This is a genomic window from Streptomyces sp. NPDC017991 (genome assembly GCF_044328075.1).
Lineage (GTDB): Bacteria > Actinomycetota > Actinomycetes > Streptomycetales > Streptomycetaceae > Streptomyces.
Window position 1 is genome coordinate 221,144 of the sequence record NZ_JBIRGP010000012.1, and the last position, 26,162, is coordinate 247,305.

Annotated in this window: 26 protein-coding genes; 18 read left to right on the top strand and 8 right to left on the bottom strand. The window is 71.0% G+C overall.

Annotated features, from left to right (window positions below; genetic code table 11):
• Positions 1-101 precede the first annotated feature (101 nt).
• Both ACH4DZ_RS31730 and ACH4DZ_RS31735 read left to right on the top strand, forming a co-directional pair.
• Positions 102-1,304: an FAD-dependent oxidoreductase gene (locus ACH4DZ_RS31730; RefSeq protein WP_398290916.1), complete on the top strand. Its 1,203-nt coding sequence runs from the start codon at positions 102-104 to the stop codon at positions 1,302-1,304.
• A gap of 187 nt (positions 1,305-1,491) precedes the next feature.
• Positions 1,492-2,130 (top strand): hypothetical protein, encoded by a 639-nt coding sequence (locus tag ACH4DZ_RS31735; protein ID WP_398290918.1) that lies wholly within the window; start codon positions 1,492-1,494, stop codon positions 2,128-2,130.
• A 109-nt stretch (positions 2,131-2,239) separates the two neighbouring features.
• On the opposite strand, the gene ACH4DZ_RS31740 is transcribed toward ACH4DZ_RS31735, so the two are convergent.
• Entirely contained in the window at positions 2,240-2,803 is a 564-nt protein-coding gene (locus tag ACH4DZ_RS31740; protein WP_398291115.1) for a GNAT family N-acetyltransferase, read from the bottom strand.
• A 73-nt stretch (positions 2,804-2,876) separates the two neighbouring features.
• Between ACH4DZ_RS31740 and ligA the strand changes: the two genes are divergently transcribed.
• From ligA to ACH4DZ_RS31765, 5 genes are all read left to right on the top strand, one after another.
• Positions 2,877-5,036 (top strand): NAD-dependent DNA ligase LigA, encoded by a 2,160-nt coding sequence (gene ligA / locus ACH4DZ_RS31745; protein WP_398290920.1) that lies wholly within the window; start codon positions 2,877-2,879, stop codon positions 5,034-5,036.
• A 116-nt stretch (positions 5,037-5,152) separates the two neighbouring features.
• The gene (locus ACH4DZ_RS31750) at positions 5,153-5,725 is read left to right on the top strand and encodes a hypothetical protein (protein WP_398290922.1); all 573 of its coding nucleotides are present in this window, start codon (positions 5,153-5,155) and stop codon (positions 5,723-5,725) included.
• Between the two features lie 160 nt (positions 5,726-5,885).
• Positions 5,886-6,032 carry a hypothetical protein gene (locus ACH4DZ_RS31755; RefSeq protein ID WP_189767551.1) on the top strand — a complete coding sequence of 49 codons (147 nt, stop codon included), beginning with the start codon at positions 5,886-5,888 and terminating at the stop codon, positions 6,030-6,032.
• A 293-nt stretch (positions 6,033-6,325) separates the two neighbouring features.
• Positions 6,326-6,766, top strand: a complete 441-nt coding sequence (locus tag ACH4DZ_RS31760; protein ID WP_398290924.1) for a hypothetical protein — start codon at positions 6,326-6,328, stop codon at positions 6,764-6,766.
• 371 nt (positions 6,767-7,137) lie between these two features.
• Complete coding sequence (locus ACH4DZ_RS31765; protein ID WP_398290926.1) at positions 7,138-8,079, top strand: endonuclease/exonuclease/phosphatase family protein; 942 nt, start codon at positions 7,138-7,140, stop codon at positions 8,077-8,079.
• A 24-nt stretch (positions 8,080-8,103) separates the two neighbouring features.
• On the opposite strand, the gene ACH4DZ_RS31770 is transcribed toward ACH4DZ_RS31765, so the two are convergent.
• Positions 8,104-9,159, bottom strand: a complete 1,056-nt coding sequence (locus ACH4DZ_RS31770; protein WP_398290928.1) for a DUF6745 domain-containing protein — start codon at positions 9,157-9,159, stop codon at positions 8,104-8,106.
• A gap of 96 nt (positions 9,160-9,255) precedes the next feature.
• On the bottom strand, positions 9,256-9,582 hold the full coding sequence (locus ACH4DZ_RS31775; protein WP_398290930.1) for a hypothetical protein: 327 nt from the start codon (positions 9,580-9,582) through the stop codon (positions 9,256-9,258).
• Between the two features lie 302 nt (positions 9,583-9,884).
• Between ACH4DZ_RS31775 and ACH4DZ_RS31780 the strand changes: the two genes are divergently transcribed.
• From ACH4DZ_RS31780 to ACH4DZ_RS31820, 9 genes are all read left to right on the top strand, one after another.
• Positions 9,885-10,853, top strand: coding sequence for an STM4015 family protein (locus ACH4DZ_RS31780; RefSeq protein ID WP_398290932.1), 969 nt, complete (start codon positions 9,885-9,887; stop codon positions 10,851-10,853).
• A gap of 36 nt (positions 10,854-10,889) precedes the next feature.
• Positions 10,890-12,083: an STM4014 family protein gene (locus ACH4DZ_RS31785; RefSeq protein ID WP_398290934.1), complete on the top strand. Its 1,194-nt coding sequence runs from the start codon at positions 10,890-10,892 to the stop codon at positions 12,081-12,083.
• A 64-nt stretch (positions 12,084-12,147) separates the two neighbouring features.
• Positions 12,148-12,954 (top strand): STM4013/SEN3800 family hydrolase, encoded by an 807-nt coding sequence (locus tag ACH4DZ_RS31790; RefSeq protein WP_398291117.1) that lies wholly within the window; start codon positions 12,148-12,150, stop codon positions 12,952-12,954.
• Positions 12,951-14,381 (top strand): STM4012 family radical SAM protein, encoded by a 1,431-nt coding sequence (locus ACH4DZ_RS31795; protein ID WP_398290936.1) that lies wholly within the window; start codon positions 12,951-12,953, stop codon positions 14,379-14,381. The genes ACH4DZ_RS31790 and ACH4DZ_RS31795 overlap by 4 nt, the downstream gene beginning before the upstream one ends.
• A gap of 6 nt (positions 14,382-14,387) precedes the next feature.
• Positions 14,388-15,278, top strand: coding sequence for an STM4011 family radical SAM protein (locus tag ACH4DZ_RS31800; protein WP_398290938.1), 891 nt, complete (start codon positions 14,388-14,390; stop codon positions 15,276-15,278).
• Between the two features lie 170 nt (positions 15,279-15,448).
• A complete protein-coding gene (locus tag ACH4DZ_RS31805) occupies positions 15,449-15,925 on the top strand; it encodes a hypothetical protein (RefSeq protein ID WP_398290940.1) in 477 nt (158 codons plus the stop codon).
• Between the two features lie 169 nt (positions 15,926-16,094).
• On the top strand, positions 16,095-16,367 hold the full coding sequence (locus tag ACH4DZ_RS31810; protein ID WP_398290942.1) for a zinc-ribbon domain-containing protein: 273 nt from the start codon (positions 16,095-16,097) through the stop codon (positions 16,365-16,367).
• Between the two features lie 435 nt (positions 16,368-16,802).
• Complete coding sequence (locus ACH4DZ_RS31815; RefSeq protein ID WP_398290944.1) at positions 16,803-17,165, top strand: STAS domain-containing protein; 363 nt, start codon at positions 16,803-16,805, stop codon at positions 17,163-17,165.
• Positions 17,162-18,088, top strand: a complete 927-nt coding sequence (locus tag ACH4DZ_RS31820; RefSeq protein ID WP_398290946.1) for an anti-sigma factor RsbA family regulatory protein — start codon at positions 17,162-17,164, stop codon at positions 18,086-18,088. Before ACH4DZ_RS31815 ends, ACH4DZ_RS31820 begins: the two co-directional genes overlap by 4 nt.
• Positions 18,089-18,204: 116 nt before the next feature.
• Here ACH4DZ_RS31820 and ACH4DZ_RS31825 read toward each other — a convergent pair whose 3' ends face one another.
• Both ACH4DZ_RS31825 and ACH4DZ_RS31830 read right to left on the bottom strand, forming a co-directional pair.
• The gene (locus tag ACH4DZ_RS31825) at positions 18,205-19,065 is read right to left on the bottom strand and encodes an alpha/beta fold hydrolase (RefSeq protein WP_398290948.1); all 861 of its coding nucleotides are present in this window, start codon (positions 19,063-19,065) and stop codon (positions 18,205-18,207) included.
• Between the two features lie 83 nt (positions 19,066-19,148).
• Complete coding sequence (locus ACH4DZ_RS31830; RefSeq protein WP_398290950.1) at positions 19,149-19,607, bottom strand: SRPBCC family protein; 459 nt, start codon at positions 19,605-19,607, stop codon at positions 19,149-19,151.
• Between the two features lie 149 nt (positions 19,608-19,756).
• On the opposite strand from ACH4DZ_RS31830, the gene ACH4DZ_RS31835 reads away from it, so the two are divergent.
• Positions 19,757-20,764 carry a YihY/virulence factor BrkB family protein gene (locus tag ACH4DZ_RS31835; RefSeq protein WP_398290952.1) on the top strand — a complete coding sequence of 336 codons (1,008 nt, stop codon included), beginning with the start codon at positions 19,757-19,759 and terminating at the stop codon, positions 20,762-20,764.
• A gap of 41 nt (positions 20,765-20,805) precedes the next feature.
• Here the strand turns inward: ACH4DZ_RS31835 and ACH4DZ_RS31840 are convergent, their stop codons facing one another.
• A complete protein-coding gene (locus tag ACH4DZ_RS31840; protein WP_398290954.1) occupies positions 20,806-22,047 on the bottom strand; it encodes an aminotransferase class V-fold PLP-dependent enzyme in 1,242 nt (413 codons plus the stop codon).
• Positions 22,048-22,287: 240 nt separating this feature from the next.
• On the opposite strand from ACH4DZ_RS31840, the gene ACH4DZ_RS31845 reads away from it, so the two are divergent.
• Positions 22,288-24,399, top strand: a complete 2,112-nt coding sequence (locus tag ACH4DZ_RS31845) for an ATP-binding protein (RefSeq protein WP_398290956.1) — start codon at positions 22,288-22,290, stop codon at positions 24,397-24,399.
• Here the strand turns inward: ACH4DZ_RS31845 and ACH4DZ_RS31850 are convergent.
• Complete coding sequence (locus ACH4DZ_RS31850; RefSeq protein ID WP_398290958.1) at positions 24,306-24,854, bottom strand: transcriptional regulator; 549 nt, start codon at positions 24,852-24,854, stop codon at positions 24,306-24,308. The two genes, ACH4DZ_RS31845 and ACH4DZ_RS31850, sit on opposite strands and share 94 nt — an antisense overlap.
• Positions 24,851-26,107, bottom strand: coding sequence for a hypothetical protein (locus ACH4DZ_RS31855; protein WP_398290960.1), 1,257 nt, complete (start codon positions 26,105-26,107; stop codon positions 24,851-24,853). Before ACH4DZ_RS31855 ends, ACH4DZ_RS31850 begins: the two co-directional genes overlap by 4 nt.
• Positions 26,108-26,162 lie beyond the last annotated feature (55 nt).

Below are 26,162 nucleotides of genomic sequence, written 5' to 3' on the forward strand. Positions count from 1 at the left end.
AATGGCGTGCCACAGCCCTCACACCTCGCGGGAGGCACACATGGAGGTGCGGGCATACAGTGCGACGGAGGCTCCGTACACGTATGAGTGGGGGATACGAAGTGGTGCGCACACTTGTCATCGGCGGCGGGATCGCCGGCACGGCTGCCGCGCTGGCTCTGCACAAGGCGGGTACGGACGTCACCGTGTACGAGGCTCATCCCGACTCGGCCGAGGACATCGGGGCGTTCCTCACCCTCGCGAGCAACGGCATGCGGGCCCTCGCCCAGATCGACGCCTCCGCCGCGGTCACGGCGGTCGGCTTCCCCCTGCGTTCGATGCGTGTCCTCGACGACACGGGCGCCACGGTGGCCCACGTACCGCTCGGCGAGGCCGGCGACCCGCTCCTGCGGTACCGGTGCCTGCACCGTGGCGAACTCGCCACCGCGCTGCAGGCGGAGGCCGCTCGCCGGGGCATCGGCATCCGGCACGGAGCGCGTCTGGTGTCCGTCGAGGACACCCAGGACGCGGTCACCGCGCACTTCGCCGACGGCAGTACCGCGACCGGTGACCTGCTCGTCGGAGCGGACGGACTCAACTCCGTCGTACGGCAGGGGTTCGCCCCTGCCGTACAGCCCCGTTACGCGGGACAGCGTGTCTTCTACGGCTACACCGACGACGCGCTCCTCGCCGAGGAGAACGCCGGGGAGAGCGAGCGCATCACCATGGTGCGGGGCAGCGGGACCGCCTTCGGCTACGCGGTGTCGCCCGCGGGGGAGACGTACTGGTTCGCGCGCGTGGCCGGTGAACCCCTGGCCGCCGAGGAGATCGCCCAAGGCACACCCGGCCACTGGCGCGAGCTGCTCCTGCCGCTGCTGCGCAAGGACACCACCCCTGCCGCGGGTGTCGTCGCGGCCACCACCGACCGCCTCATGGTCACCAACGCCACGGAGATCCCCACCGGTACACCCTGGCGCTCCGGTCGCGTCCTCACCATCGGCGACGCGGCCCACGCGGCCTCCCCCGCCACCGGGCAGGGGGCCTCCATGGCACTGGAGGACGCGGTCGTTCTCGCGAAGTCCCTGCGCGACGCTCCCGACACCGAGGCCGCGCTCTCGCTCTACGAGTCACTCCGTCGTCCGCGCGTCGAGGAGAACGTCACCGTCAGCGGCAACATCTCCCGAGGCACTCCCCCTTCGCCCCGTCCCGGCCGGGGGACCCCCGCGTCGCGGCCGGCCGACGACGACCTCGCCCGGCACCTGGACTGGCACACCGACCTGTGGTCCCGGACCGACGGCAACACACCGGGAACACCACCTCACTAGTCAGCACATGACACATGTCAGGAACAGCCCGTTCCACACATGCGTACTATCTCTACACTGGCGCAAAGCGCGCAGTTGAGTCCTTCGGACGGACCAGCCCCGACAGACACCATCCCGCTCTCCACTCGCGCACGGACGTGCAGCCCCATTTCGCACATGTGCCGGGGGACCGAGAAAGGCTCCACTCATGTCTGAGAACCAGATCTCCACCACGGAACTCACCTCGCAGTACATCGCACAGGTGACCAGCGACCTGGAGCGCAACAGCAAAGAGCAGGAGCGCATCGCGACGGACATCTCGGGCCTGCAGGAGCAGTTGCTGGCTCTGCAGCACGACCACACGGTGCTGGTGAACATGCACCAGGCACTGGGCGGCACCAGCCCCGTCGCCGGGGTCACCCCCGCCGCACCCTCCGTGCCGAGTCAGTCCTCCGCCCGGACCAAGCAGTCCAAGGCCGCCAAGGAGGTCAAGGCCGCCAAGCCGAAGCAGGCTGCTGCCACGGGCGCGAAGAAGGCCGAGACCAAGAAGCCGGAGGCCCGGAAGAGCGCGGCCAAGGCACCGAGGACAACCGCTCAGCCGAGCCTCGTCGACCTGATCCGCGGCCACCTCGAAGCGCAGAAGGAGCCGCGCTCCGCCGCCGAGATCACCACCGCGCTCACCGCGGCCCACCCCGAGCGCACCATCAAGACCACCGTCGTGCGCACCACCCTCGAAAACCTGGTCGCCAGGAGCAGCGCCCACCGCAACAAGCAGGGATCCTCGGTCTTCTACACCGCCACCACCGAGGCCCCCGCCAAGGCCGAGCCCACCGCGGCGGCCGGCTGACCTTCCTCGTCGGCGCCCGGCCCCGAGGCTGCCGGCACGCTCACTGGCGCCCGTTCGCGTACGCCATCGCGTGCCGGGGCCGCCGACGGCCCAAGGCGTCCGCGGTCGGTCACAGCTCGGTCCGACCGGCCGGGTGCAGGTGGGTGAACTCGTCGGCGAGGATGCCCATCATGACCACGTCGTGATGCCGGCCGGCGAAGAACACGTGGTCACGCAGACGCCCTTCCTCGATGAAGCCGAGCCTGCCTTGCAGTGACAGCGACGCCTCGTTGTGTGCGAAGACGTGCGCCTGGCATTTGTGGAAGCGCCGCTCGGCGAACATGTAACGCAGCAGCAGTGTCGCGGCCTCTGTCGCATATCCCCTGCGCCGGTGCTCCGCGCCCAGGGAGATGCCGTACTCGAACCAGCCCGCGCGCGCGTCGGCGTGGTGCGAGCCGACCACACCGACCGGCTCTCCCGTGTTGACGGCTTCGACCAGCAGGACGAAGCGGTCGCCGTCGGGCCCGGCGAGCGCCAGTTCCTTCGCCCGGGCACGATGGCCCTCGGCGGAGCGGGGAGCCCGCACGAGGTCCCCCAGCCGCTCCTCGTCGGCCTCGAAGCGCATGAGCGCCGTCCAGTCGTCGGGTTCGACACCGCGCAGCCGCACTCGCTCACCGGTCCAAAAGGATGTCATCCCCCATTGGAGCACGCCGTGTCCGGCGTCCGGGCCGGAGCCGTTGTCAGTGGTGGCAGGCAGGATGACCTGCATGACCTCACCAGTTGCAGTGATCGTGGATGCCGTCGCCTACGCACAGGCCGTCGAGGACGCCGTGAAGGCATCGGCCGCCTACTACACGGGCGGCACCTCGCCGATGGACGACGACACCTACGACCGGCTCGTGCGCGCCATCACCGTCTGGGAGGCGGAGCATCCCGACGAGGTGCTGCCCGGCTCGCCGAGCGGGAAGGTCGCCGGCGGCGCGGTGGACGGCGATGTGCCGCACACGGTGGCGATGCTCAGTCTGGACAACGTGTTCTCGGCCGACGAGTTCACCGCCTGGACGGCGTCGCTGGCCCGGCGCGTCGGCCACGACGTGGAGCGGTTCAGCGTCGAACCGAAGCTCGACGGCCTGGCGATCGCCGCCCGGTACAGAGCCGGCCGCCTGGAGCGGCTGATCACCCGCGGGGACGGCACGGCCGGGGAGGACGTCTCGCACGCGATCGGCACCGTCGAGGGCCTGCCGGAGGTCCTGGCCCAGCCCGTGACGGTGGAGGTGCGCGGTGAAGTCCTGATGACCACGGCGCAGTTCGAGCACGCCAACGAGGTGCGCACGGCGCACGGCGGACAGCCCTTCGCGAATCCGCGCGGCGCCTCGGCGGGCACCCTGAGAGCCAAGGAACGTGCCTACACCGTGCCGATGACGTTCTTCGGTTACGGTCTGCTGCCCCTGCCGGACACGGACGCCGGGCAGGCCGGGCCACTGCGCGAGCTGTCCCACAGCGAACTGATGGACCGCGCCGCGGAACTCGGGGTGAACACCACCGCGGGCACCGCCGTACCCGGCACCACCGCCGAAACGGCCGAGGAGGTCCTGGCCCGGGTGCGGGAGATCGCCGCGCTGCGCGCCTCGCTGCCGTTCGGCATCGACGGGATCGTCATCAAGGCCGACCTGGCCGCCGACCAGCAGGCCGCGGGATCCGGTTCGCGTGCCCCGCGCTGGGCCATCGCCTACAAGCTGCCGGCGGTGGAGAAGATCACCCGGCTCCTTGAGGTCGAGTGGAACGTGGGCCGTACCGGCATCATCGCCCCACGCGCCGTACTCGAACCGGTCGTCATCGACGGGGCCACCATCACCTACGCCACCCTGCACAACCCGGCCGACATCACCCGGCGCGACCTGCGCCTGGGCGACCACGTCATGGTCCACCGCGCCGGTGACGTCATCCCCCGTATCGAGGCGCCCGTCGCCCACCTGCGCACGGGTGACGAACAGCCCGTCGTCTTCCCCGAGGTGTGCCCGCGGTGCGGGAGCGGCATCGACACCGGCGAGCAGCGCTGGCGCTGCGAGAACGGCCGCAACTGCCATCTGGTCGCCTCCCTCTCGTACGCGGCCGGCCGTGATCAGCTCGACATCGAGGGTCTCGGCCACACCCGCGTCGTCCAGCTCGTCGAGGCGAACCTGGTCAGCGATCTCGCGGATCTGTTCACCCTCACCCGTGACCAGCTCCTGAATCTGGAGCGGATGGGTGGGACGAGCACCGACAACCTCCTCGCGGCGCTCGCCACGGCCAAGGGGCGCCCGCTGTCACGGGTGTTGTGCGCGCTCGGCGTACGGGGCACGGGGCGGTCGATGTCCCGCCGCATCGCCCGTCACTTCGCCACGATGGACCACGTCCGCGCGGCCGACGCCGCGTCGATGCAGCAGGTCGAGGGCATCGGCACGGAGAAGGCCCCGTCCATCGTCTCCGAACTCGCCGAACTGGCCCCGCTCATCGACAAGCTCGTCGCCGCCGGGATGAACATGACCGAGCCCGGCGCCACTCCCCCGAGCGCGCCGACGACCGAGGACTCCGAGGCCGCCTCGGGCAGCGACCGAGGTGCCGAGGGCCCGGCCGGCTCAGGGGGTTCTGAAGGGACGGGGGACTCGCCGGCGCCGGCGAGCGGGCCGCTGAGCGGGATGACGGTGGTGGTGACCGGCGCGATGACCGGCGTACTGGAGAAGCTCAGCCGCAACCAGATGAACGAACTCGTCGAACGGGCCGGAGGGCGCTCCTCCTCCAGTGTCTCCAGGAAGACCACCCTGGTGGTGGCGGGAGAGGGCGCCGGATCCAAGCGCGCCAAGGCCGAGACCCTCGGCATCCGCCTGGCCACCCCCGACGAGTTCGCCGCGCTCGTCACCGACCACCTCGAACAGCCCGCTCAGTAGTCCACCCCCGGCCGACCGTGCTCCGCGGCCTCCCGGCCGGGGCCGCTGGCGCGGGACGGGGCCACCGTGACAGGCTCTGCGTCGCTCGTGAACAGGCTGTTGGTGAGGGGAAATCCGTGGACACCCAGACGTGGGACGCACTGGTCGCATCGATGAAGAACGCGTACACCGCGGATCTGGCCCAGGGGAGGGCGCCCCGCCCGGTCATCATGCCGCTGGTCCGCGGTGAACTGGTGGGGCTCGTCTGGCTGCGCCCGGCCGAGACCGGCGAGGACTCCATGAGCGCGATCGTCGAGCTCTCGAACGTCGCCGCGGCGGCAGGCGCGGACGAGGTCGTGCTCGCCTGGGACACGCAGAACGTCGCGACCGGATGCGGGCTTCCGGTCATCGGCCCGGCGCCCTGTCTGAATCTGGTGCACGCCACGAAGGACGGTCACGTACTGCATCAACTCCCCTGCACGCACCGGCCCGTGGACTCCTCGCCCGGGGGTCCGGACACGGCCGAGCCCGTGTGGCTGCCCGCCCCGGGGCCGCAGCCCGGTGGCACGCTCGCCCCGCCGATCCAGGCCGCTCTCACGTACTCCTTCACTCCGCTCGATCTCGACCACCCCTCCCCCTTCGGCGTCACCGTTCTCCTCATGGAGGACGACGGCTACGCCGTGCACCTCACCGACACCCTCGCCCTGTGACCCAGGTGTCTCGCGCCGCTGCCGCCAGGTTCCGGGTTACAGGTTCCGGGTTCCGGGTTCCGGGCAAGGTGGAGGCCGGTTGCCGTTGTGGTCTCCCCGCGGCGGGGTATACGGGACTGTGCACGGACCGCACCACCGCCCCCGGCCCAGGAGTAGAGCCATGGCAGGCATCATGAACAAGATCAAGCAGTTCGCCCGGAGCCCGCAGGGACGGCGCACCATCGAGCAGGCGCGCCGCGCCTCCGCCGATCCGCGTCGCCGGGCCCAGGCCCAGCGGCTGCTGGGCAAACTGCGTGGACGACGCTGACCTCGATCGAGCGGCCCGCCCTCAAGCAACGCGAAGACCCCACCCGAAGAACATCGGGTGGGGTCTTGTCGAGCGCCGGGCAGGCCTTGCACCTGCATTTCCCCGCAGGAAGCGGGGCGTCTTTCCTTGGACCACCGACGCGAGAGGCGCCGCACTCGGCGGCTCGCTCAAGATCGAGTCTATCAGCATCCGCGGCCCGCTCTGCACACGCGTGCGACGGGAAAGCGTGAAGACCGTGAAGGTGTAGAACGCAATTCCCGTTTGCCGAACGCAGAGCCGGATACCCGGTGTTCATGGCTGGAGCGAACAACAAAACCACGAACGGACAGTCGCCCACCGCGCATGCGCGAGCGGCGAAGACCACCGTGACCGAAGGTGCCACGGCGCCCGCGAAGGAGTCACAGAAGGCCGCCACCGAGGCGGTGAAGAACGCCGGGGAGGCTGCCGGGGCCGTGGGCCGTGGCAGCAGGGAAGCCCTGGTGAACCTCGGCGGAGTCGCGTCGCAGAAGGCCAAGGAAACGGCCAGGACGGTGCAGGGCGGTGTTTCCACGGCCGCTCAGCAGACAGTCGGCAAGGCCGGCCTCGCCTGGACCCTCCTGAAGGCCAGGAAGGTCGTGGCGGCCGGCGCCGGCGCGGCGACCGCGGCTGTGGTCCTCTGCTCCTACACCGTGGGCCGGCGTGCCGGTCTGCGGCAGCGAGGCCCGCTTTCCCGTCTCAGTGGCGGTCGTCTCTGAGCGACAGGACGCCGCCAAGGCACCTGCTCGCAGGCCCGTCGGAGCTCTGCTCCGACGGGCCTGTCGGCGTGCGGTCGTCCCGCCCTCCCCCGGTCCGGGGCGGCCGTGGCAGGAACCTGATCACCGTGCTGAGCGTCGTTACAGGCACGTCGTGCTCATGAGGCGGGGCGAAGAACGGTTCCGGGACGGACACGGGATCCCGGGACGGATACGGGTGGGGCTCGGTGCAGCGGACGGCGAACGGCAGCGCGGCGACGAGGACGAAGGCCGCGGCGCCCGGCCGATGGCACCGAAAACTCTCCTGGCGACGACCGCCTCAACGGCCTCGGGGCCCGGACGCGGACGGCCGGTCGTCCTGGACGCGTGGGCGCGTGCTCGCGTCGCTCGCCGTACTGACGGCCGCCCTGCTGGCCTTCCATCCGGTGGTGCCCAACACGGTGGGCCGCTTCGGCAGCCTGCTGGAGACGTTTCTGCCCTGGCTCGGCCTGGCCGTACCCCTGTTGCTGGTTCTCGCTCTGCTGCGCCGCTCGGCGACCGCGCTGGTGGCCCTGGTACTGCCCGTGGCCGTATGGGGGCAGGCGTTCGGCGGACGGCTCCTGCCGGAGGACCGCGGCGCCCACGACCTCACAGCGGTCCAGCACAACGTCAGTGACGTGAACACCGATCCCGCGGGCACCGCGGCCGCCCTGATCAAGGCCGCGCCGGATCTCGTCGCCCTGGAAGAGCTGACCCCCGCCGCCTTGCCGGCCTACGAGAAAGCCCTGGCACCGGACTACCCCCACCACGCGGTCGAGGGAACGGTCGGGTTGTGGTCGAGGCATCCCCTGTCGGACGTTCGCCGGGTGGACATCAAACCGGCGGCGATCGAGGAGGGTTGGAGCCGTGGGATGCGGTCCACGGCTCGCACTCCTTGGGGCGACATCGCGGTGTACGTGGCCCACCTGCCCTCGGTCCGTCTCGGCTGGGGCGGTCTCGGTTCCGGTCCGCGGGACGAGAGCGCCGGCCTGCTGGGTGCGGCCCTCGCCGCCGAGAGGCTGGACAGGGTGATCCTGCTCGGTGACCTCAACAGCACCCTGGACGACCGGGGCCTGGATCCGGTGACCTCACGGATGGACCGTACGGGCTCGGCAGGGCGGGCCTTCGCCTTCAGCTGGCCGGCCTCCTTCCCCGTGTCCCGGATCGACCAGGTCCTGGCGCGCTCGGCCACCGTGTCGCACGTGCGGACCCTGCCCGCCACCGGCAGTGACCACCTCCCCGTCGCCGTCGACATCAGGCTTGAGCGCGGCTCCGACGACTCGCCGCCGACGCCCTGACCGACTCTTTCCCCGCCCGGGTTCCTACGTCTGCCGCACCGGCTCGTACGCCTCCGCGCCGATGCCGAACGTCCATGCCACGCCTTCGCGGGCCGTGCGGGTCGACGGCGGCACTCTCAGCCAGTAGGTGCGGCTCGTGCCGTCCGGTTCCGGTGTGGAGTTGACGACCTCGACCATCACCACGTCCTCGTCTCCGACGAGTTGGACCCGCCACAGCACGCCCGTCCCGTCGCGGTGGACGGGGACCGCGCCGGACTCGTCCAGATAGCGGTCGTAGCCGTAGTACTCCAGCATCACGCGGCGCAGTTCGGCGTTCTCCTCGCCGCGGATCCGCTCCGGTGTCAGTCTGGTCAGCTCGTCGAGGAAGTCGCGTGGGACGGGCATTCCACGCCACGCGTACAGCTCGAACCCGTCCGCGTAGCCGAGTGCCGGGCCGTCGCCGCGGTCCAGGCGTCCGGCCTCGTCGCGGTGCAGCGTCAGGGGGCGTTCGCTGATGACGGCCACCTTCTCGTAGGGCCACCACCAGCCCGCCTGGCGCGCGACAGCGGCCAGGCCGTCCAGGGGGCTCTCCTCCCCGGAGTCGAACGCGCACAGCCAGGCCGCGTCATGCTGTCCCAGTGCCGCGTCCAGAAGAAGGAGGCGGATCTGCGTCTCCTGCGCCCGGTCGGCGGCGAGTTCGTCGACGATGCCCGCCCGCACCCGGTCGACCAGGGTGCGGGTCGACTCCCACAGGCCCGCGCCCGTGGCACGCCAGTGGCCGCTCCATCCCGCCGGACCCAGTTCCCCGTGCAGGCGCGCCCGCTCGGCTGCCCACGGCTCGCCCAGCACGGCGGCGCGGACACTCGCCCCCAAGGTGTCCGGCTCCGGGACGTCCGGCTCCGAGGCTTCCGGCTCCAGGGCGTCCGGACGCGCCGCCGCCATGAGCGTCCGTACCGCCTCGCGAGGTGAGCGGGTCCATACGATCCGCTCCGGTCCGGCCAGTCCCGCCCGCCGGTAGGCGAGCCGGACGCCCTCCTCCGCCGCCGCCCGGTCCCCCGGCCCCGTCGCCGCCGCCGTCGCCCGCCAACTGCCCTGCTCCATCAACGCCGTTCCTCTCCCCAAGTACCGTTCCGGGCCGCACCCCCGTGCCGCCCGGTCCTGCGACGCGCTCTCCGCGCGTCCGAGGTGTCTCTCTCGTCAGTCGGCGACCACGCGCACCGAGCCCGGCACGTACTCCCGTTGCCTGATCACCCGGTACCAGCCCTTCGGAAGGGAGATCGCCGCGTGTTCCTCGTGGACGACACGGGCGCCGTCAGGCACGTGCAGCAGCATCGGCCCGAACAGGCCGGCCTCGCGGACGAGCCGTCCGGGACCGACCACCGCATGGGCGTGGCCGGTGACTTCGCCGAGTGCCAGGACGAGCCTGCCGCGGCCGTCGCGTGGTTCGGACGCCGCGTCGGCCGCGTGCTGCGGCACCGCGCTCTCGGCCAGCGCCACGATCAGGACGTCTCCTTGCCGGTACATGGGTCTCCTCCCGCTGCGGCACACCGTGTGCCATGGGAAGGACCGTAGAGGCGGGCACTGACAATCGCCCTCGCTCGCAGGTCACATGGCCTGTGCGGGGCATGGGGCGCCGCCCTCAGCCATGCGCAGGACGGTGGTCGGACGGCAGTCGGACGGCGGTCGGGTGCAGCAGGAGGACCCCTGATCCATCCGTTGTCAGTGGGGCTTGGTAGAACTCCGGTACCTGGATGCGGTCGGCGCGCGCCGGGATCAGGACCCACGACTGCCGACCCACCGACTTCAGCACGAAGGAGCAGGCGCGCATGACCATCGGTGACCATCTCAAGGAGTTCCACGGCCTGCCGGCCTTCAGCTTCCCGGGCGTCGACGACCCGACGCCCGACGCGTCCTCGCTTCCGTCGCCCGAGTCGGTGGCCTGGCACATCGCGGTGAACTCCTACGACTCCGACGAGCAGTGGGAAGAGGCCTTCGGCCGTTTCGTGGCGGCCGTCGACACCGAGCGGGTGCGGGCGATCGTCGTGGGCGCGTGGAGCGACGTGTACGACTCGGCCCCCGACGAGGTGGTCAAGGCGCTGGTGGCGGCCCGCGACCGGCTGCCCGCGCTGCGCGGACTGTTCGTCGGCGACATCGTGATGGAGGAGGCCGAGATCTCCTGGATCACACAGGGCGACATGGGTCCGCTCCTCGAAGCCTTCCCCGATCTGGAGGAGTTCGGGGTCCGCGGCGGCAACGGACTGGTCTTCCCCGCCGTCCGTCATGAGCGGCTGCGGAAGCTGACCGTCGAGACCGGCGGGCTGCCCGTCGAAGCGGTGCGCGCCATCGCCGCCTGCGACCTGCCCGCCCTCGTCGAACTCGACCTGTGGCTCGGCACGTCCGAGTACGGCGGCGACTGCGACATCGCCGACCTCGAACCCTTCTTCGCGGGCACCAGGCTGCCCGCTCTCACCCGGCTCGCCCTGCACAACAGCGAGATCCAGGACGCCATCTGCTCGGCCCTCGCGTCCGCTCCCGTGGTGGCGCGCCTGGAGGAGCTCGACGTCTCCATGGGTGTGCTCACCGACGACGGCGCGACGGCACTGCTCACCGGTCAGCCGCTGACGCACCTCAAGAAGCTCGACCTCCACCACAACTACCTCAGCCCCGCCCTGCGCACCCGGCTGCTGGAAACCCTCGAACCCGCCGGTGTGGAGGTCGACGTCGACGAGGACGACGCCGAGTCCGACGAGGACGACGACGGCGAGGTCTGGCGTTTCGTCGCGGTGGGCGAGTAGCGCGCCGCGAAGTCCGGACCAGGGAGGGGGAACGGCATGCGCCGTACGGGATCGGCGGACGCACCGCCGAAGTGGGTGGTCGTCGCCAACTGGGACAACCGCAGGGTGGGGCTCTTCACCACGGCCGCCGAGGCCGCCGGCCAGGGCACGCCCCGGGTAGTCGAGTGGCTCGACGTCCTGCGCGACGGCGGGCACGCCTTCGCCGACGACGAGATCGTGCGCCTCGACTCCCCCGGTGAGGACGCCGAGGTGGACGCCTTGCTGCGCGGTGCGGACGATCCGACGCGGGTGGAGGGTTCCGCGCGGTGGTACGCGCGGTTCCTGGACTGCGTGGGATCGCTGCGCGGCGGACTGCGGCTCGACGACCCGGCGGATCTGGCGGTGATGTTCGACAAACGGCTGTGTCACGACCGGCTCGCGCGCGCGGACGTGCCGGTGCCGCCGTCCCCGACGTCCGGTGCCGGCGACCTCCCGCCGGTTCGGGGGTGGTCGGACGTACGGGACGTCATGGCGGCGGCGGGCATGCGGCGCGCCTTCGTCAAGCTCGCCCACGGCTCGTCCGCCTCCGGTGTCCTGGCCGTCGAGACCGCCGCCGCGGGCCGGATCCGTGCGACGACCTCGGTGGAGCGCGCCGAGGACGGCCGTCTGTACAACTCGCTGCGGGTGCGCCGGTACACGTCGGAGTCGGAGATCGCCGCGATCGTCGACACCCTGGCCCCCGACGGGCTGCACGTCGAACGGTGGCTGCCTAAGGCCTCACTCGGCGGCCGGTCGGCCGATCTGCGCATCGTGGTCGTGGCCGGCCGGGTTACGCACGCCGTGGTCCGCACCAGCCGTTCCCCGCTGACCAACCTCCATCTCGGCGGGACGCGTGGCGATCTGGCGGCCGTGCGCGCGCTGGCGGGTGACCGGTGGGCCACGGCCATCGAGGTGAGTGAGCAGGCCGCCGCCTGCTTCCCCGGCACCTTGTGTGTCGGCGTCGACCTGCTGCCCGCCATCGGCTGGCGCCGCTTCGCCGTCGGCGAGGTCAACGCGTTCGGTGACCTGCTCCCCCGGCTCACCGGCCTGCCGGGCAGCGGGGCGGAGGGCCGGGACACGTACGCCGCGCAGCTCGCCGCGGCGGGCTCCTGGTGCCGCGACCTGCGCCCCGCTCCCACCACTCCCGCCAGGGAGCCCGGCCCGCCCGCGACACCGCACGACCTGCCAAGGACAGTCCATGCCACAGCCTGACCCCGTACCGCTCCCGGACGACCGAAGCGACGCCACTGCCGGTACGTCCACCACCACACCGGACATGAACGAGGTCGTGGGCCGGGACGACCTGCTGCTCCTCACCCTGGACACCCTCCGCCACGACGTGGCGGTAGAGCTCGCCGCGGCCGGCCGGCTGCCCAACCTCACCGCCCATCTCCCGGGCGGCACCTGGGAGAAGCGGCACGCGCCGGGGAACTTCACCTACGCCTCCCACCAGGCGATGTTCGCCGGCTTCCTCCCCACGCCGGCCGGGCCCGGACCGCATCCGCGGCTGTTCGCGGCCCGGTTCGCGGGCAGCGAGACGACGGCGGAGCGCACGTTCGTCCTCGAGACCCCGGACGTCGTGTCCGCGCTGGCCGCGCGCGGCTACCGCACGGTGTGCATCGGTGGCGTCGGCTTCTTCAACAAGCAGGGCGCCCTGGGCGACGTACTGCCCGGCTACTTCCAGGAGAGTTACTGGGAGCCGGAGTTCTCCGTGGCCTCTCCGACCTCCTTCGAGGCGCAGGTGGCACGGGCCGAGCAGACGGTCTCCGCACTGCCGCCGGAGCAGCGGCTGTTCCTCTTCCTGAACGCCTCCGCGCTGCACCAGCCGAACTGGTTCCACCTCCCCGGCGCGACCCGGGAGGCGGGCGACAGCCGCCTCACCCACGCCGCGGCACTGGAGTACATCGACCGTCATGTGGGGCGGCTGTTCGACGCGATGCGTTCGCGCCGCCGCTGCTTCGCGATCGTCTGCTCCGACCACGGCACCGCCTACGGGGACGACGGCTACACCGGCCACCGCCTCGGCCACGAATCCGTGTGGACCGTGCCCTACGGCCACTTCTTCCTGGAGCCGCCCACATGACCGTCATCACCTCCGCGGGCACCGGTGCGAACACCGCCGCGGGCGCCTCCGCCCACATTTCGGCACACGCTTCCGTGGGCACCTCTTCGGGTACCTCCGTCGCTCTGCCGCGCCCCTACCAGAGCTATACATACGCGTATCCGCACAAGACGGCCTACCGGCCGCTCACCCCCCGTCCCCGGCTCGCGGACCTGTGGGCCGGAGAGTCCCGGCAGGCACTCTCCCTTTACCTGCACATCCCGTTCTGCGAGATCCGCTGCGGCTTCTGCAACCTCTTCACCCGTATCGGCGCGCCGGACGGGCTGACAGGCCGCTATCTGGACGCCGTGCGGCGCCAGGCCGCCGCCGTCCGCGAGGCTCTGGGTGACGAGGAGCCGCCGCGTTTCGCCAACGCGGCGTTCGGCGGTGGCACTCCGACCTACCTGGAGGCCGCCGAGCTGGAGCGGCTGTGCGACATCGCCGAGCAGGAGATGGGCGTGGACCTGCGGGCCGTTCCCCTGTCCGTGGAGGCTTCGCCGTCCACGGCCACGGCGGACAGGCTGGCCGTGCTGGCCGAGCGCGGCACCACGCGTCTGAGCCTCGGTGTGCAGAGCTTCGTCGAGGAGGAGTCCCGCGCCGCCGTACGCCCGCAGCGCAGAAGCGACGTCGAGGCGGCACTGGGACGCGTCCGCGAGGCGGCCATCCCGGTCCTGAACATCGACCTGATCTACGGCATCGACGGTCAGACGGCGGCCAGTTGGCTGTACTCCCTCGACGCGGCCCTGTCCTGGCGCCCCGAGGAGGTCTACCTCTATCCCCTCTACATACGTCCGCTGACCGGTCTCGGCCGCCACAGCGACGGGCGCACGGCCGACCGGCAGTGGGACGAGGAACGGCTGCGCCGCTACCGGGAGGGGCGCGACCATCTGCTCTCCCACGGGTACGAGCAGGTGTCGATGCGGATGTTCCGGCGGGCGGACGCGCCGCCGCAGGGGCCGGACGACTACGCGTGCCAGACCGACGGCATGATCGGCCTGGGCTGCGGCGCGCGCTCGTACACCTCGCGGCTGCACTACTCCTTCGACTACGCGGTGTCGATGCGGGAGATCCGGGGCATCATCGACGACTACACCGCCACGGAGGACTTCTCCCGCGCCCTGCACGGCAGGCGGGTCGACGAGGACGAGGCACGGCGCCGGCATCTGCTGCAGTCGCTGCTCCAGGCGGAGGGTCTGCCCGTCACCGACTACCGCCTGCGGTTCGGTACGGACCCGTACGACGACTTCCCTGCGGAGCTGGACACCCTCGTCGGCCGCGGCTGGCTCGACGACGCCCGGCCGGAGCTGCTGCGCCTCTCCGCCGAGGGACTCGCGCACTCGGACGCCATCGGCCCCGAGTTCTTCTCACCGGCCGTGCGCGAGGCCATGGCCGCCTACGAGACGAAGTGAGCGCCGGTGGACCTCACACTGCTGTACCGCGGCCCCCTTTCCTCCTGCGACTACGACTGTCCGTACTGCCCCTTCGCGAAGCGGCGGGACTCCACGGCCCAGCTGCGCGCCGACCGGACGGCACTTGAGCGCTTCAGCGGCTGGGCGCACGAGCAGAGACAGGACCGCCTCTCGGTGCTGTTCACCCCGTGGGGCGAGGGACTGGTGCGCTCCTGGTACCGCCGCGCCCTCGTGGACCTGTCGAACCAGCCACACGTACAACGGGTCGCCATCCAGACCAATCTGAGCTGCCGTACCGACTGGCTGAGGGACGCGGATCTCGACACCGTCGCCCTGTGGTGCACCTACCACCCCGGACAGACACCGTACGAACGCTTCCTGGCCAAGACGCACACCCTGGCCGGCCTCGGTGTCCGTTTCAGTGTCGGAATCGTAGGTGTACCCGACCACTTGGAGCACGCGCGACGGCTGCGCACGGAACTGCCGCGACACGTCTACTTGTGGGTCAACGCCGCCGAAGGGCACACCTACACGGACGCTCAAGCCGCCGAGTGGACCGAGCTGGACCCCCTCTTCCCGTTCAGTCGGCACCCGCACCGCTCCGCGGGCATGCCGTGCCGCACCGGCGAGTCGGTCCTGTCGGTCGACGGTGAGGGCACGGTCCGCCGCTGCCATTTCGTGCGCACCGAACTGGGCAACCTCTACGACGGCTCCTACCGTGCCGCGCTCGGCCCCCGGCCCTGCCCCAAGGAACTGTGCGACTGCCACATCGGATACGTCCACCTGGAGACGCTGCCGCTGTACGACGTGTTCGCGGGCGGCATTCTGGAACGTGTACCGCCCGCCCTCCCCGACCGCCCCCTCCTGCCCCTCATATCCGCAACTGGGCTCGCCTGACGTCCAGTTGGCTGTCACGCCGTCAAGCATCACCCTTCGGCCGCATTCGGTACGGCTGGCAGGATGTCGCCGTTGACCCCTTTGTGTGGCACATGACAGCGTCGGTCCGCCCCGGGCAGCACGCTCCGGGCGGCAGACTCCGGGCACATCCACAGAGGGGACCGATCAGCATGGGCGGCAGACAGGTCACGTACGCGGCGGCACTCACGGCGGCCGTACTCTTCCTCGGCGTCTCGGGGACCGCGGCCTCGGCCGTCGCCGGACCGGCCACGGCTCCGGCACCCCCGACCGCGGCGGCCGGGGCGGCGTTCGGCCGGAGCAGCTTCACCCCGGAGGAGGAAGCCCACCTGCGCGAGGTGGCCGCGGCCATCTGGAACGCGGACCTGGCCGCCGGCTGGAACATGAACCCCGAGGTCGCCGACGTGCTCTCCACCGCGACCGGCGAGATCCTCCGGTGTTCCGAGGCCTTCGCCCTCGTGCCCCGGCCGGCCGGCTTCGTCCCGGGCGTCGGCTACCTGCTCAACTACTGGAAGAACCTCAAGGACTATTTCCTCGCGGTGAAGGACAACCGCACGTACCGCGCCTGCGTGGTGACCGCGGCGGCGAACTACCGCTCGGCGATCGAGATGGCCTCCATGGGTATCTGATCCACGGAGGTCGGCTCCGCGACAGCGGGAGTGCCGTCAGCCGGGCACGACGCGCCGGGCACACCGTGCACGAGACTGGGAGGCGGGACCGTGACCGGTGAGCGCACACCTTCGCTCACCGGCACTGCCCCGCCCCGCCGGACACGGCCCGCCCGAAAGGAACCACCGCATGATCATCTTTGGCACCAAGGGATATCTCTACCAGCTGGCGATACTGACCCTGGTGTGCGGCCAGTGCGGCAACCCCGCGGCGCACACGCTCAGCAAGCGCGTCACGAAGTTCACCCTCTTCTTCGTCCCGCTGTTCCCCGTCTCGACGAAGTACGCGACCCAGTGCACGTTCTGCGGCGCGCAGCACAAGATCGGCAAGGAGCAGGCGGAGCAGTTGCAGGCGCAGGGCGCGAGCGGTCAGGCCCACGGACAGCAGCCCTACCAGGGCTGATCCCGCCTCCGGCTCCCGACGCCCGGCCACCGATCGTCGGGCCCAGGACCGCGAAGGTCGCCGACCTCAAGGTGCGCACCCGACAACAACTTCGTCAACTACCTGCAAGCCGTCACCGACACGTTCCGCGAACTCAGGATGGGGGCCGTCCGGTCACCACCAACCGGTCCGGCGCCGACCGGCCGGCCTGGGCCTGGGGACGCGGCAAGCCCGTCCGGCCCTGACCGCACCTTCGGCGAAGGGGTGGTTTCCGCCCCCCCTCCTCCCGCGTGCCGGGGAGCGGAAGCCGGTCCGCGTCCCACCGCGGAAGCGGCAAGGGAGCAGCACCCGAAACGAAGCGGCACCCGATCGGATCTTCCTTGCCCTTGTGGCTTCGCGAGGGCTGCGGAGAGGGAATACTGGGCTGCAAACGACGACACTCCAGGGGTGGTCAGCGTGGACAGAGCGTGGGAGGCGGACCCGCCGGACGTGTCGTCCGCGCGGTCCACGGGCACCCTCCAGGTGCGGCCACTGGCGGGCCGGACGGGCTGGCAGGCCGCGGGCGAGGTCAGTCTGGCCACGCGCACCGCCTGGGAACGGGCGCTGGGCCGGCTGGCTCTGGAGGATGTGGAGGTGTGCTACTTGGAACTCTCGGCGGTCACCTTCGTCGACGTCGCCGGTGTCTCCGCCCTCGCGGTGGCGGCTCAAGGTCTTCCTGAAGGACGTCGCATCATGATCGAACAGCCGCCTGCCGCCGTGGGACGGGTACTGGACATGTTCTGGCCCGACCTGCCGGGCGTCGAGGTGGTGGCGCGATGACGGCCCCGCCCTCCCAGTCGTTCGTGCATCCCGCCCTCTTCTACCGGGGCGAGGAGGAGTACGTGGACGGCACCGTGCCGTTCGTCCGTGCGGGTCTGGCGGCCGGCGAACCGGTGGCGGTGGCCGTACCCGGTCCGAAGCTGGACGTTCTGCGCTCCGCCCTGGGCGACGCCGCGACGGACGTGCGCTTCATCGACATGACGCAGGCGGGACGCAACCCCGGGCGGATCATCCCCAAGGTGCTGCGCGTCTTCGCCGACGCCCATCCGAAGGCGCGGGTCCGGATCATCGGCGAGCCGATCTGGCCCGATCGCACCGGCGTGGAGTACCCGGCCTGCGTGCAGCACGAGGCGCTGATCAACTCCGCGTTCGAGGGACGGGACGCAACGATTCTCTGTCCGTACGACGAGGCGGGGCTCAGCGAGCAGGTGCTGACCGACGCGTACGCGACCCATCCGGTCGTGATCTCCAACGGCCGGCAGCGCAACAGCCCGTCCTACGCGCCCGAGCGGGTGGTCGAGCGGTACAACGAGCCCTTGGCGGTCGTGGAGGGGGCGGAGGGGTACGTCTTCGGGGCGGACGAGCTGCCGGCGGCTCGGTACTTCGTGGCCGAGCGGGCCGCGCGGTTCGGTCTGTCCGGCGTCCGGCTGGACGACCTGGCGCTGGTCGTGGCGGAGCTGACCACCAACAGCGTGCTGCACGGGGGTGGTTCGGGCACGGTGTATGTGTGGGCCGAGGACGGCCAGGTGGTGTGCGAGGTGCGCGACGAGGGGCAGCTGAAGGATCCGCTCGCCGGGCGGCGGCCTTCGCCGCCCGCGCAACTGGGCGGGCGGGGACTGCTGCTGGTGAACTACCTCACGGATCTGGTACGCGTTCACACCGGCCCCGGCGGCACGGTCATTCGCTGTTACGTAGACGTCTGAGGGCTTCGCCCACCGGGGCGTTCCTGAGGGTGTGTTCGCGACCGCGGTGCGGGTCGGTTGTGGCTGGGGCGCCCCGCCCGCCCCTGGGTGGGCGGGCCTTGGGGCAGCCGGACACGTCAGGCTTGGAAGAAGTCGCTCAACGACTCGGCCAGTTCCTTCGGGGCCTGTTCGGCCACGTGGTGGCCGGAGTCGATTCCGTGGCCGGTTACGTCGGGGGCCCAGTCGGCCCAGATCTTCAACGGGTCGCCGTAGAGGTCCTCCAGGTCGTCCCGGAGCGACCACAGCGCCAGCGCCGGGCACGCGATCCGTGTTCCGGCGGCGCGGTCGGCCTCCTCATGCCCCCTGTCGATGGTCAGCCCCGCCCGGTAGTCCTCCAGCATCGCCCGGACCACGTCCGGGTTCCGCGTGGCTTCGCGCCACTCGTCGTGGTTCTCCTGTCCCATGATCCGCGGGTCGCCGTGGTACCAGCTGTCCGGATCGGCGTTGATGACGCGCTCGGGGATGTCCGGCTGGGCGAAGAAGAACCAGTGCCACCACTGAGTGGCGAACTTCGCGGTGCTCCGGGACAGATGCTCGCTGAGGGGAAGGCAGTCGATCAGTGCCACGCGCCGGACCGCTTCGGGATGGTCGAGCACCAGACGCAGCGCGACGCTGCCTCCGCGGTCGTGCCCGGCCAGCATGAACCGCTCATGACCGAGGTGGCGCATGACCGCCACCACGTCCTGTGCGACAGCGCGCTTGGCGTAGCCCGCGTGGTCGGCGGTGAACGCCGGACCACGCGAGCGGCCGTATCCCCGCAGGTCGGGGCAGACGACGGTGAAGCCGCGCTCGACCAGTCGGGGAGCGACCCGGTGCCAGGTCGCCGACGTCCTGGGGTGGCCGTGCAGCAGGACGACGGGCGGCCCGTCGCCGCCGTGGCGGACGAAGGCGGACGACTCCGGGAGCCGGACCACCTCGGATGCGAAACCCTCGAACATCGGTCCGGCCTCCCGGTTCGTTCCTCCACTGCTCCGGTCGTTCGCCCTGCTGCTCCGGCTCGGCCCGGCCCCGCCCGGCGCGGTCAGCCAGGTGTGACGCGGCCTCGCCAGGAACCGGACGCGCCGCCGTGCTGCTCGATGTACTCCTTGAAGCGCTTCATGTCCCCCTTGACCCGGCGGTCGATCGTCCCCGTCAGGTCGGCGGCCTTCTCGGCGGCCCCGGTCGGCTCCACGTCCATCACGAGCTGGACCCGCGTGTGCGTGTCGTCCAGCCGCTGGAAGCTGACCGTGCCCTTCTGCTTGGTGTCACCGCTGGTGGTGCGCCAGGTGATCCGCTCATCGGGGAACTGGTCGACGATCTCCGTGTCGAACTCGCGCTTCACTCCACCGATCTTGGTGATCCAGTGGTTGTGACGGTCGTCGACCTGCCTGATCTCCTCCACGCCCTCCATGAACTTCGGGAACTCCTCGAACTGGGTCCACTGGTTGTAGGCGACGCCGACGGGGACCTCGACCTCGACCGCTTCCTTGACCGTGCTCATCAGGTGGCTCCTTTCCATGTGGATCTCGTCTCGGCGCGGCGGGTACCCGATGAGCGTCCTCCTACAACTCGATGGAGCCATTGCTTCCGGTCAGCAGTCCTCGTCGCCGGGCGGCGCATGGGCGGGGCGGGGCGGGATACCCGGCCGGTATGTCAAGGACACCGAAATCCGAGCAGCCGACTCCGGGCCCGGCGGAGCACATAGAGGAACGGGCACCGGACAAGCTCCACGAGTTGCCGAAGCGGTCCTGGCTGGCCGTTCTCAAAGGCACGGTCAAGGAGTTCAAGGACGACGAGCTCGCCGACAGGGCCGCGGCGCTGACGTACTACGGGGTGCTCTCGCTGTTCCCGGCGCTGCTGCTCCTGGTCTCGCTCCTGGGCATCGCCGGCAAGTCGGCGACCCAGGAGGTCCTGGACAACCTCAAGAAACTCACTCCCGGTTCCGCACGGGACATCATCAGCGACGCGGTGACGCAGTTGCAGGGCCGGGGCGGCGTCGGCTCCGTCATGGCCGTGGTCGGTGTCGTTCTCGCCGTGTGGTCGGCCTCGGGTTATGTGGCGGCCTTCATCCGCTCCGCCAACGCCGTCTACGACATGCCGGAGGGGCGCCCCGTCTGGAAGGTGCTGCCCATCCGCGTGGGTGTGACCGTCGTGCTCCTGATCCTGACGGTGATCAGCGCGCTGATCGTGGTGTTCACCGGTGGCCTGGCCCGCGAGGCGGGCGGCGCGCTGGGCATCGGCGACTCGGCGTTGACGGTCTGGTCGATCGCGAAATGGCCGGTGCTGGTCGTGCTCGTCACGATCATGATCGCCCTTCTCTACTGGGCGACACCGAACGTGAAGGGCCGCGGCTTCAAGTGGATCACCCCCGGTAGCGTGCTGGCCCTGCTGATCTGGATGATCGCCTCGGCCGGGTTCGCGTTCTACGTGGCCAACTTCGGCTCGTACAACAAGACCTACGGCACGCTCGCCGGTGTCATCGTCTTCCTGGTCTGGCTGTGGATCAGCAATATCGCGATTCTGCTCGGGCTGGAGTTCGACTCCGAGATGGCACGGCAGCGCGCCATCGCGGGCGGCCTGCCGGACACCGAGGAGCCCTATGTTCCGCCCCGGGACACCCGCGCCTGGAGCGACGAGGAGCAGCGCCGCATGGAATGACGGGGCGCAGGAACGAGGGAGGGAACGAGGGCGCCGGCCGGTCATCCGGCCGTGCGCGCGAGTTCGGCGACGGCCTCCACGGCCCGGTCCAGTTCGGCACGGGTGTTGTAGTAGTGCGGTGAGAGGCGTACCAGGGGGTGGACGTCCCGCACCTCCGTGTCGAACTGGGTGTGCTCGGGGACGGTCGTGGTCACGTTGATCCCCTGCCGTGCGAGCGCGGCGGCGACGTCCGCGGTGGGCAGGGCGTCGACCTTCGCGGTCACGATGGCGCACCGGACCCGGCCGAGGTCGTACGTACTGACGCCGGGCAGGGCGTCGAGGGCCTCACGCAGATACGCGCCGAGGGCGACGGCCCGCTCGCCGATCGAGTCCATACCCAGGTCCAGGGCCTGGCGGACGGCCGCTCCCAGCCCCAGGACATTGGCGTAGCTCGCTTCCCAGCTCTCGAAGCGCCGTGCGCCGGCGTGCCAGGTGAAACCCCGTTCGCCGTCCCAGGTGGCCGCCTCGATGTCGCTGACGAACGGGTCGAGGTAGTCCAGGGCCTCGCGGCGTACCCACAGGAAGCCGGTGCCGCGCGGGCCCCGCAGGAACTTGCGGCCGGTGGAGGTGAGCATGTCGCAGCCGATCCGGGTGACGTCGACGGGGAACTGCCCCACGGACTGGGTGGCGTCGAGCAGGAACGGCACGCCGGCGGCTCGTGCGATCCGGCCGATCTCGTGCGCGGGGTTGACCAGACCGCCGCTGGTGGGGATGTGGGTGACGCCGATGAGCCTGGTGCGCTCGTCGATCAGTGCGGCCAGCGCCGCGGTGTCGAGTTGGCCGTACTCGTCGTCGGGGACCACCACGATCTCGGCGCCGAAGCGCCGGGCGGTCTGCAGATAGGCCAGCACGCTGCTGCCGTACTCCGCCCGGCCGGTCAGGATGCGGTCGCCCGGCTTGAAGGTCATCGAGTAGAAGGCGGCGTTCCACGCGTGCGTGGAGTTGTCGAAGAGGGCGATCTCGTCGGGCTGCCCGCCCACCAGCCGGGCGAGGTCCGTGCGGGTGGCGTCGATGCGGTCCCGTTCCCTGTGGGCGGCCTCGTACCCGCCGATGTCCGCCTCCAGCTCCAGGTGGGAGGTCATCGTCGCAAGGGTCCGCCGGGAGAGCAGCCCGGCCCCCGCGTTGTTGAGGTGCACCCGGTGCCCGGTACCCGGGGTGTCCTCACGGAGCGCCTCGATGTCCAGGCCGGGGCGTTCCGCGCTGCCGCTTTCCACTGTGCCGTGTCCCACGCCGGTGTGTTCCATGACGGTGTGTTTCCATCCGTCCGGCCTTCGTATGCCTCTCCCGCGTTTCCCGGGCCCTCGAACCCGGCCGCCTCCCCGGCTCCGTGCTTCACCCCGGCCATGTACGGAGGAAAGGCGTCGGTCACCGGATCCGCGGATATCGATCTTCTGCGCGGAAAGGATCCATCGAGGGCATGGGTGCTTACATCCACGGGGCGGAGGGCGCGAGTGCCGGGCGAGGGGCACAGGTCCCACAACGAGGTGCGTGGCGACGTGTACGGCTCGGTCGTCCAGGCGGGCTCGGTACACGGGGGTATCCACATCGGTTCGCCGCCCGCTTCCCTCCGGCAGACGCCCTGGCAGTTTCCCCCGCTGGTACGGGTGGTCGACCGGTCGGTGGAGCTGGCGGCGCTGGAGCGTCATCGTGCCCGCGCCGCGCTGGACGGGCGGCCGACGGTGGTCGCGCTCAGCGGGCTGGGCGGAGTCGGCAAGACCACGGTCGCCCTGCGATGGCTGCACATGCTGCGCCGCCAGTGTCCGGGCGGGCAACTCCACGCGGACCTGGGGGCGCAGTCGCCCGACGGTCCGGAGCACCCGGGAGAGATCCTCGCGCGTTTCCTGCGGGCCCTGGGCGTTTCCGCACAGCAGGTCCCGGCGATGCTCGCCGAACGAACGGTGCTGTACCGGTCGCTGACCGCGGACCGGAACCTGGTGGTCCTGCTCGACAACGCGGCGACCGCGGCTCAGGTCCGGCCGTTGCTGCCCGGAGGCACCAGCGTCACCGCGGTCACCAGCCGCAGCCGGCTGCCGGGGCTGACCGTGGACGGCTGCTATCCCGTCCACCTGGAACCCCTCGCTCCCGACGCGGCCGTCGAACTGCTCACGGACACCCTCGCCGACGGGCGGGTGGCCGAGGAGCCCGAGGACGCCCGGGCCCTGGTCGAGTTGTGCGCGGGGCTGCCGTTGGCCGTGCGTATCGCGGGCGCCCGGCTCGCGGCGCACCCCGGGCGGAGTATCGCCACGATGGTCCGCTCACTGGCCGCGGAGCATCAGCGACTGGAGGCACTGGCCATCGACGGCGACCACAATGTCCGCGCGGCGCTGGATCTGTCGTACCGGACGCTGCCGCCCCCGGCGGCCCGGCTCTACCGATTGCTGGGGCTGCACCCCGGCCGGGAGTTCGACGCCTCGGTGGCCTCGGCGCTGCTGACCACGGAGACGGATGCGGCGCGGGCGCTGGACGTGCTCCACGAGGCGAGCCTCCTGGTCGACGCCGCGGGAGATCGGCATCGCTTTCACGATCTCGTACGACTGCACGCCGCCGCGGTGGCCGGGGTGGACGAGCCGCCGCGGGAACGTGCGCAGGCCGTGCGCCGTATCGCCGATCACTATCTGGCGAGCGCCACGCGCGCCGAGGAGATCATCGATCCCCAGCACCGGACCATGGCCCGGGACTACGGTTTTGTCCCGGTGGTCGTCGCGGACGTGGGACCCGGCTCCGAAACCGCTCTGGACTGGCTGGAGCGTGAGCTGCCCAATCTGATGGCCGTGATCCACCAGGCCCGGTCCGCCGGATTTCCCACCGTCTGCTGGCAGCTCGCCGACGCGTTGTGGCCGCTCTTCCTGCGGCGGAAGTTCTACGACGACTGGTGCGCCGCGCACAGGGAGGGGCTGGCGGCGGCGCGGGACCTGGGGGACGCGGCGGCCGAGTGCCGGATGCTGACCTCGGGCGGTGTCGGGGAACTCGGCGCCGGGAACCCCGCAGGCGCCCTGGCCATGTTCGAAGAGGCGGCACAGCTGTTTCTCGGACGCGGTGACCGGCTCGGTCATGCCCGCACGCTCAACTACCGCGGCCTCGCCCTGCAACGACTCGGGCGTCCGGATGAGGCCGCCGGGTACTTCGCGCGTGCCGCCACCGAGTTGCCGAAGCATGGTGACGAGCGGGCCGGAGGGCTGGCCAGGCTCAACCTCTCCGATGTCGCCCTCACGACCGGGCACGCCGAGGAGGCGATCCGCCATGCCGGTGTCGCTCACACCACGCTTCGGGATGCGGGCGACACCTACAACGCCGCGCGCGCGACCACGCTCCTGGGCCGTGCGCATCTCCTTCTGAACCGGCTCGACCAGGCAGAGGAACTGCTGTCCTCGGCACGGGCGACACTGCGCGGCATGGCGGCGGACTACGAGACGGCCCGCGCCGCCGGAGGCCTGGCGGAGGTCTCCGAGCGACGCGGACGGACGGGCCTCGCCCGGAATCACTACCGGGAGGCGCTGGACCTCTATTCCTCCGTGGGCCGGTCCGGGTCCGACGAGGCCGAGGCGGCCCGGTGCCGGCTCCGCCGATTGGAGCAGGGCGGGCCCGACGAGATGTGAGCACGCAGGTGGCAGCCGGCCACGGAACCGAGAGCCGACGCGGACAGCCCGCTCACCAGCCATGAATGAGCCAGCGAGGCGACGGTCTCCCAAAACCCCTCCGGCGGCTGTCCCGGTCCGCCCGCTTCGAGCACGAGCATCCGGCCGTCCGGGCCCAGCCGCAGCCAGCAGCGGGGACCGTGATGCACCGCCACGACCAGCGCCCCCGGACAGGAGACGGCCAGCCGGTCGGCCTGCCACGCCCCCTCGCCGGGCTCGACCAGTACATCGCCCAGCACCTGCCACCGGTTGCGCGCGGGGGCCCGGACCCTGACGTGCTCATCCACGAAGAGCGTCCCGGAATCCGGGTTCACCAGCACTGTCCGGACCCGGACCACCGCACCACGGTCGTACGGAGTCCGGCCGTCCGCAGTCGTGGACACCGCCGTCCGGGACACCACAGCGAGGAGCTTCATCGGGGCACCACGCTGCCGGGTCCGTCGTGGCGCACCGGCAGCGGGATTCGTGCCGGTTCCGTGGTGGTCCTGGCCGCCGGTGCCCGCAGATGGAGCTTGCGGTAGAGCAGTGCTCGCATCCTGCGGGCGAACCGTCCCGGTTCAGAGGTGATCCTGGCCGCGACCCGTTCGTGGCGACGCGCGCCGCAGAACGCCGCACCCCGTTTCAGCTGCGGAAGCACGGGCCGGTCCCCCCGCAGTCGCGGGGCGAAGGACATCAGCTCGGCCATCGGTGAGCCCGGATCGACAGGTGCGTCCGAGCGGCCCGCCATCAGCACCGGCGCACCGGTCATCGCGCCGTAGAGCGTCACCGAGCCGTGATCGCCCACGATGTCGTCGGCGGCGACGAGCGTTCCGGCCCAGTCCTCGTACGGGCCGGGCAGGATCAGGCCGGAGCGCACCAGTGGGGCGAGCCAGGTGCGGACCTGCCAGTCGCCGTGCGCGTTCCAGACATGAGGATGCAGAAGTGCGGCGATCCGGTACTCGTCCCTGGGCAGTTCGCTGACCAGCCGCTCCAGCGTGCCCCAGCCCTCCCCCAGCAGGGAGTCGGGCCCCCAGGTGGAGCAGACGAGAACCAGTTGCTGCCGCGTCCCGACCCCGAGCGCCTCCCGGTACAGCGCCCGTGAGTCGAGACTCGCGGCGATCCGATCGAAGCTCGGGTCGCCCACCACTTCCGCGACCGCGAGCGCCTCGGGGCACTCGCGGCCGAGCCTGGCCAGCTCTTCGTGGTGGGCCAGCACGATGGCCTCGGGCACCACGGCCCCGTCCCGGACCAGTCGCTGCCTGCTGAGGCCGTAGGCGCCCGGCTGCGTCACCGGCCGGCCGCGCCGCCCGACTTGGATGATCTTGTTGTGTCCGGCCCCGTGGGGAAGGACGACCACGGGCGCGTGCAGTTCGTGCAGGCTGCCGTGGCCGGCGGCCAGGGCCAGGTCGAAATGTGTCTGTACCGCCTGACTCCAGGGAAGTACGAGACCTCCCAGCCGTTCAAGGAACTCACTGACCCCGTTGCTGAACACGTCGGGCGCCTGGGTGAAGCAGACCTGCACCCGGATCTCGCCTTCCAGCAGGCGTATCGTGTCGAGCAGTCGCTGACCCGCGATCACGGTGTGCACCACGACCAGAACCCGCCTGCGGATCCGGCGGGTGGCCCAGCGCTCGACATCCAGACGCACCGGCACATGCCGCCAATGCGGCTCCGGCACTGTCACGCTCATCGTTGAAATCCCCCGGTTCTTCCCTCATCGCCTTCGCGACCGCGATGTTTCGCGG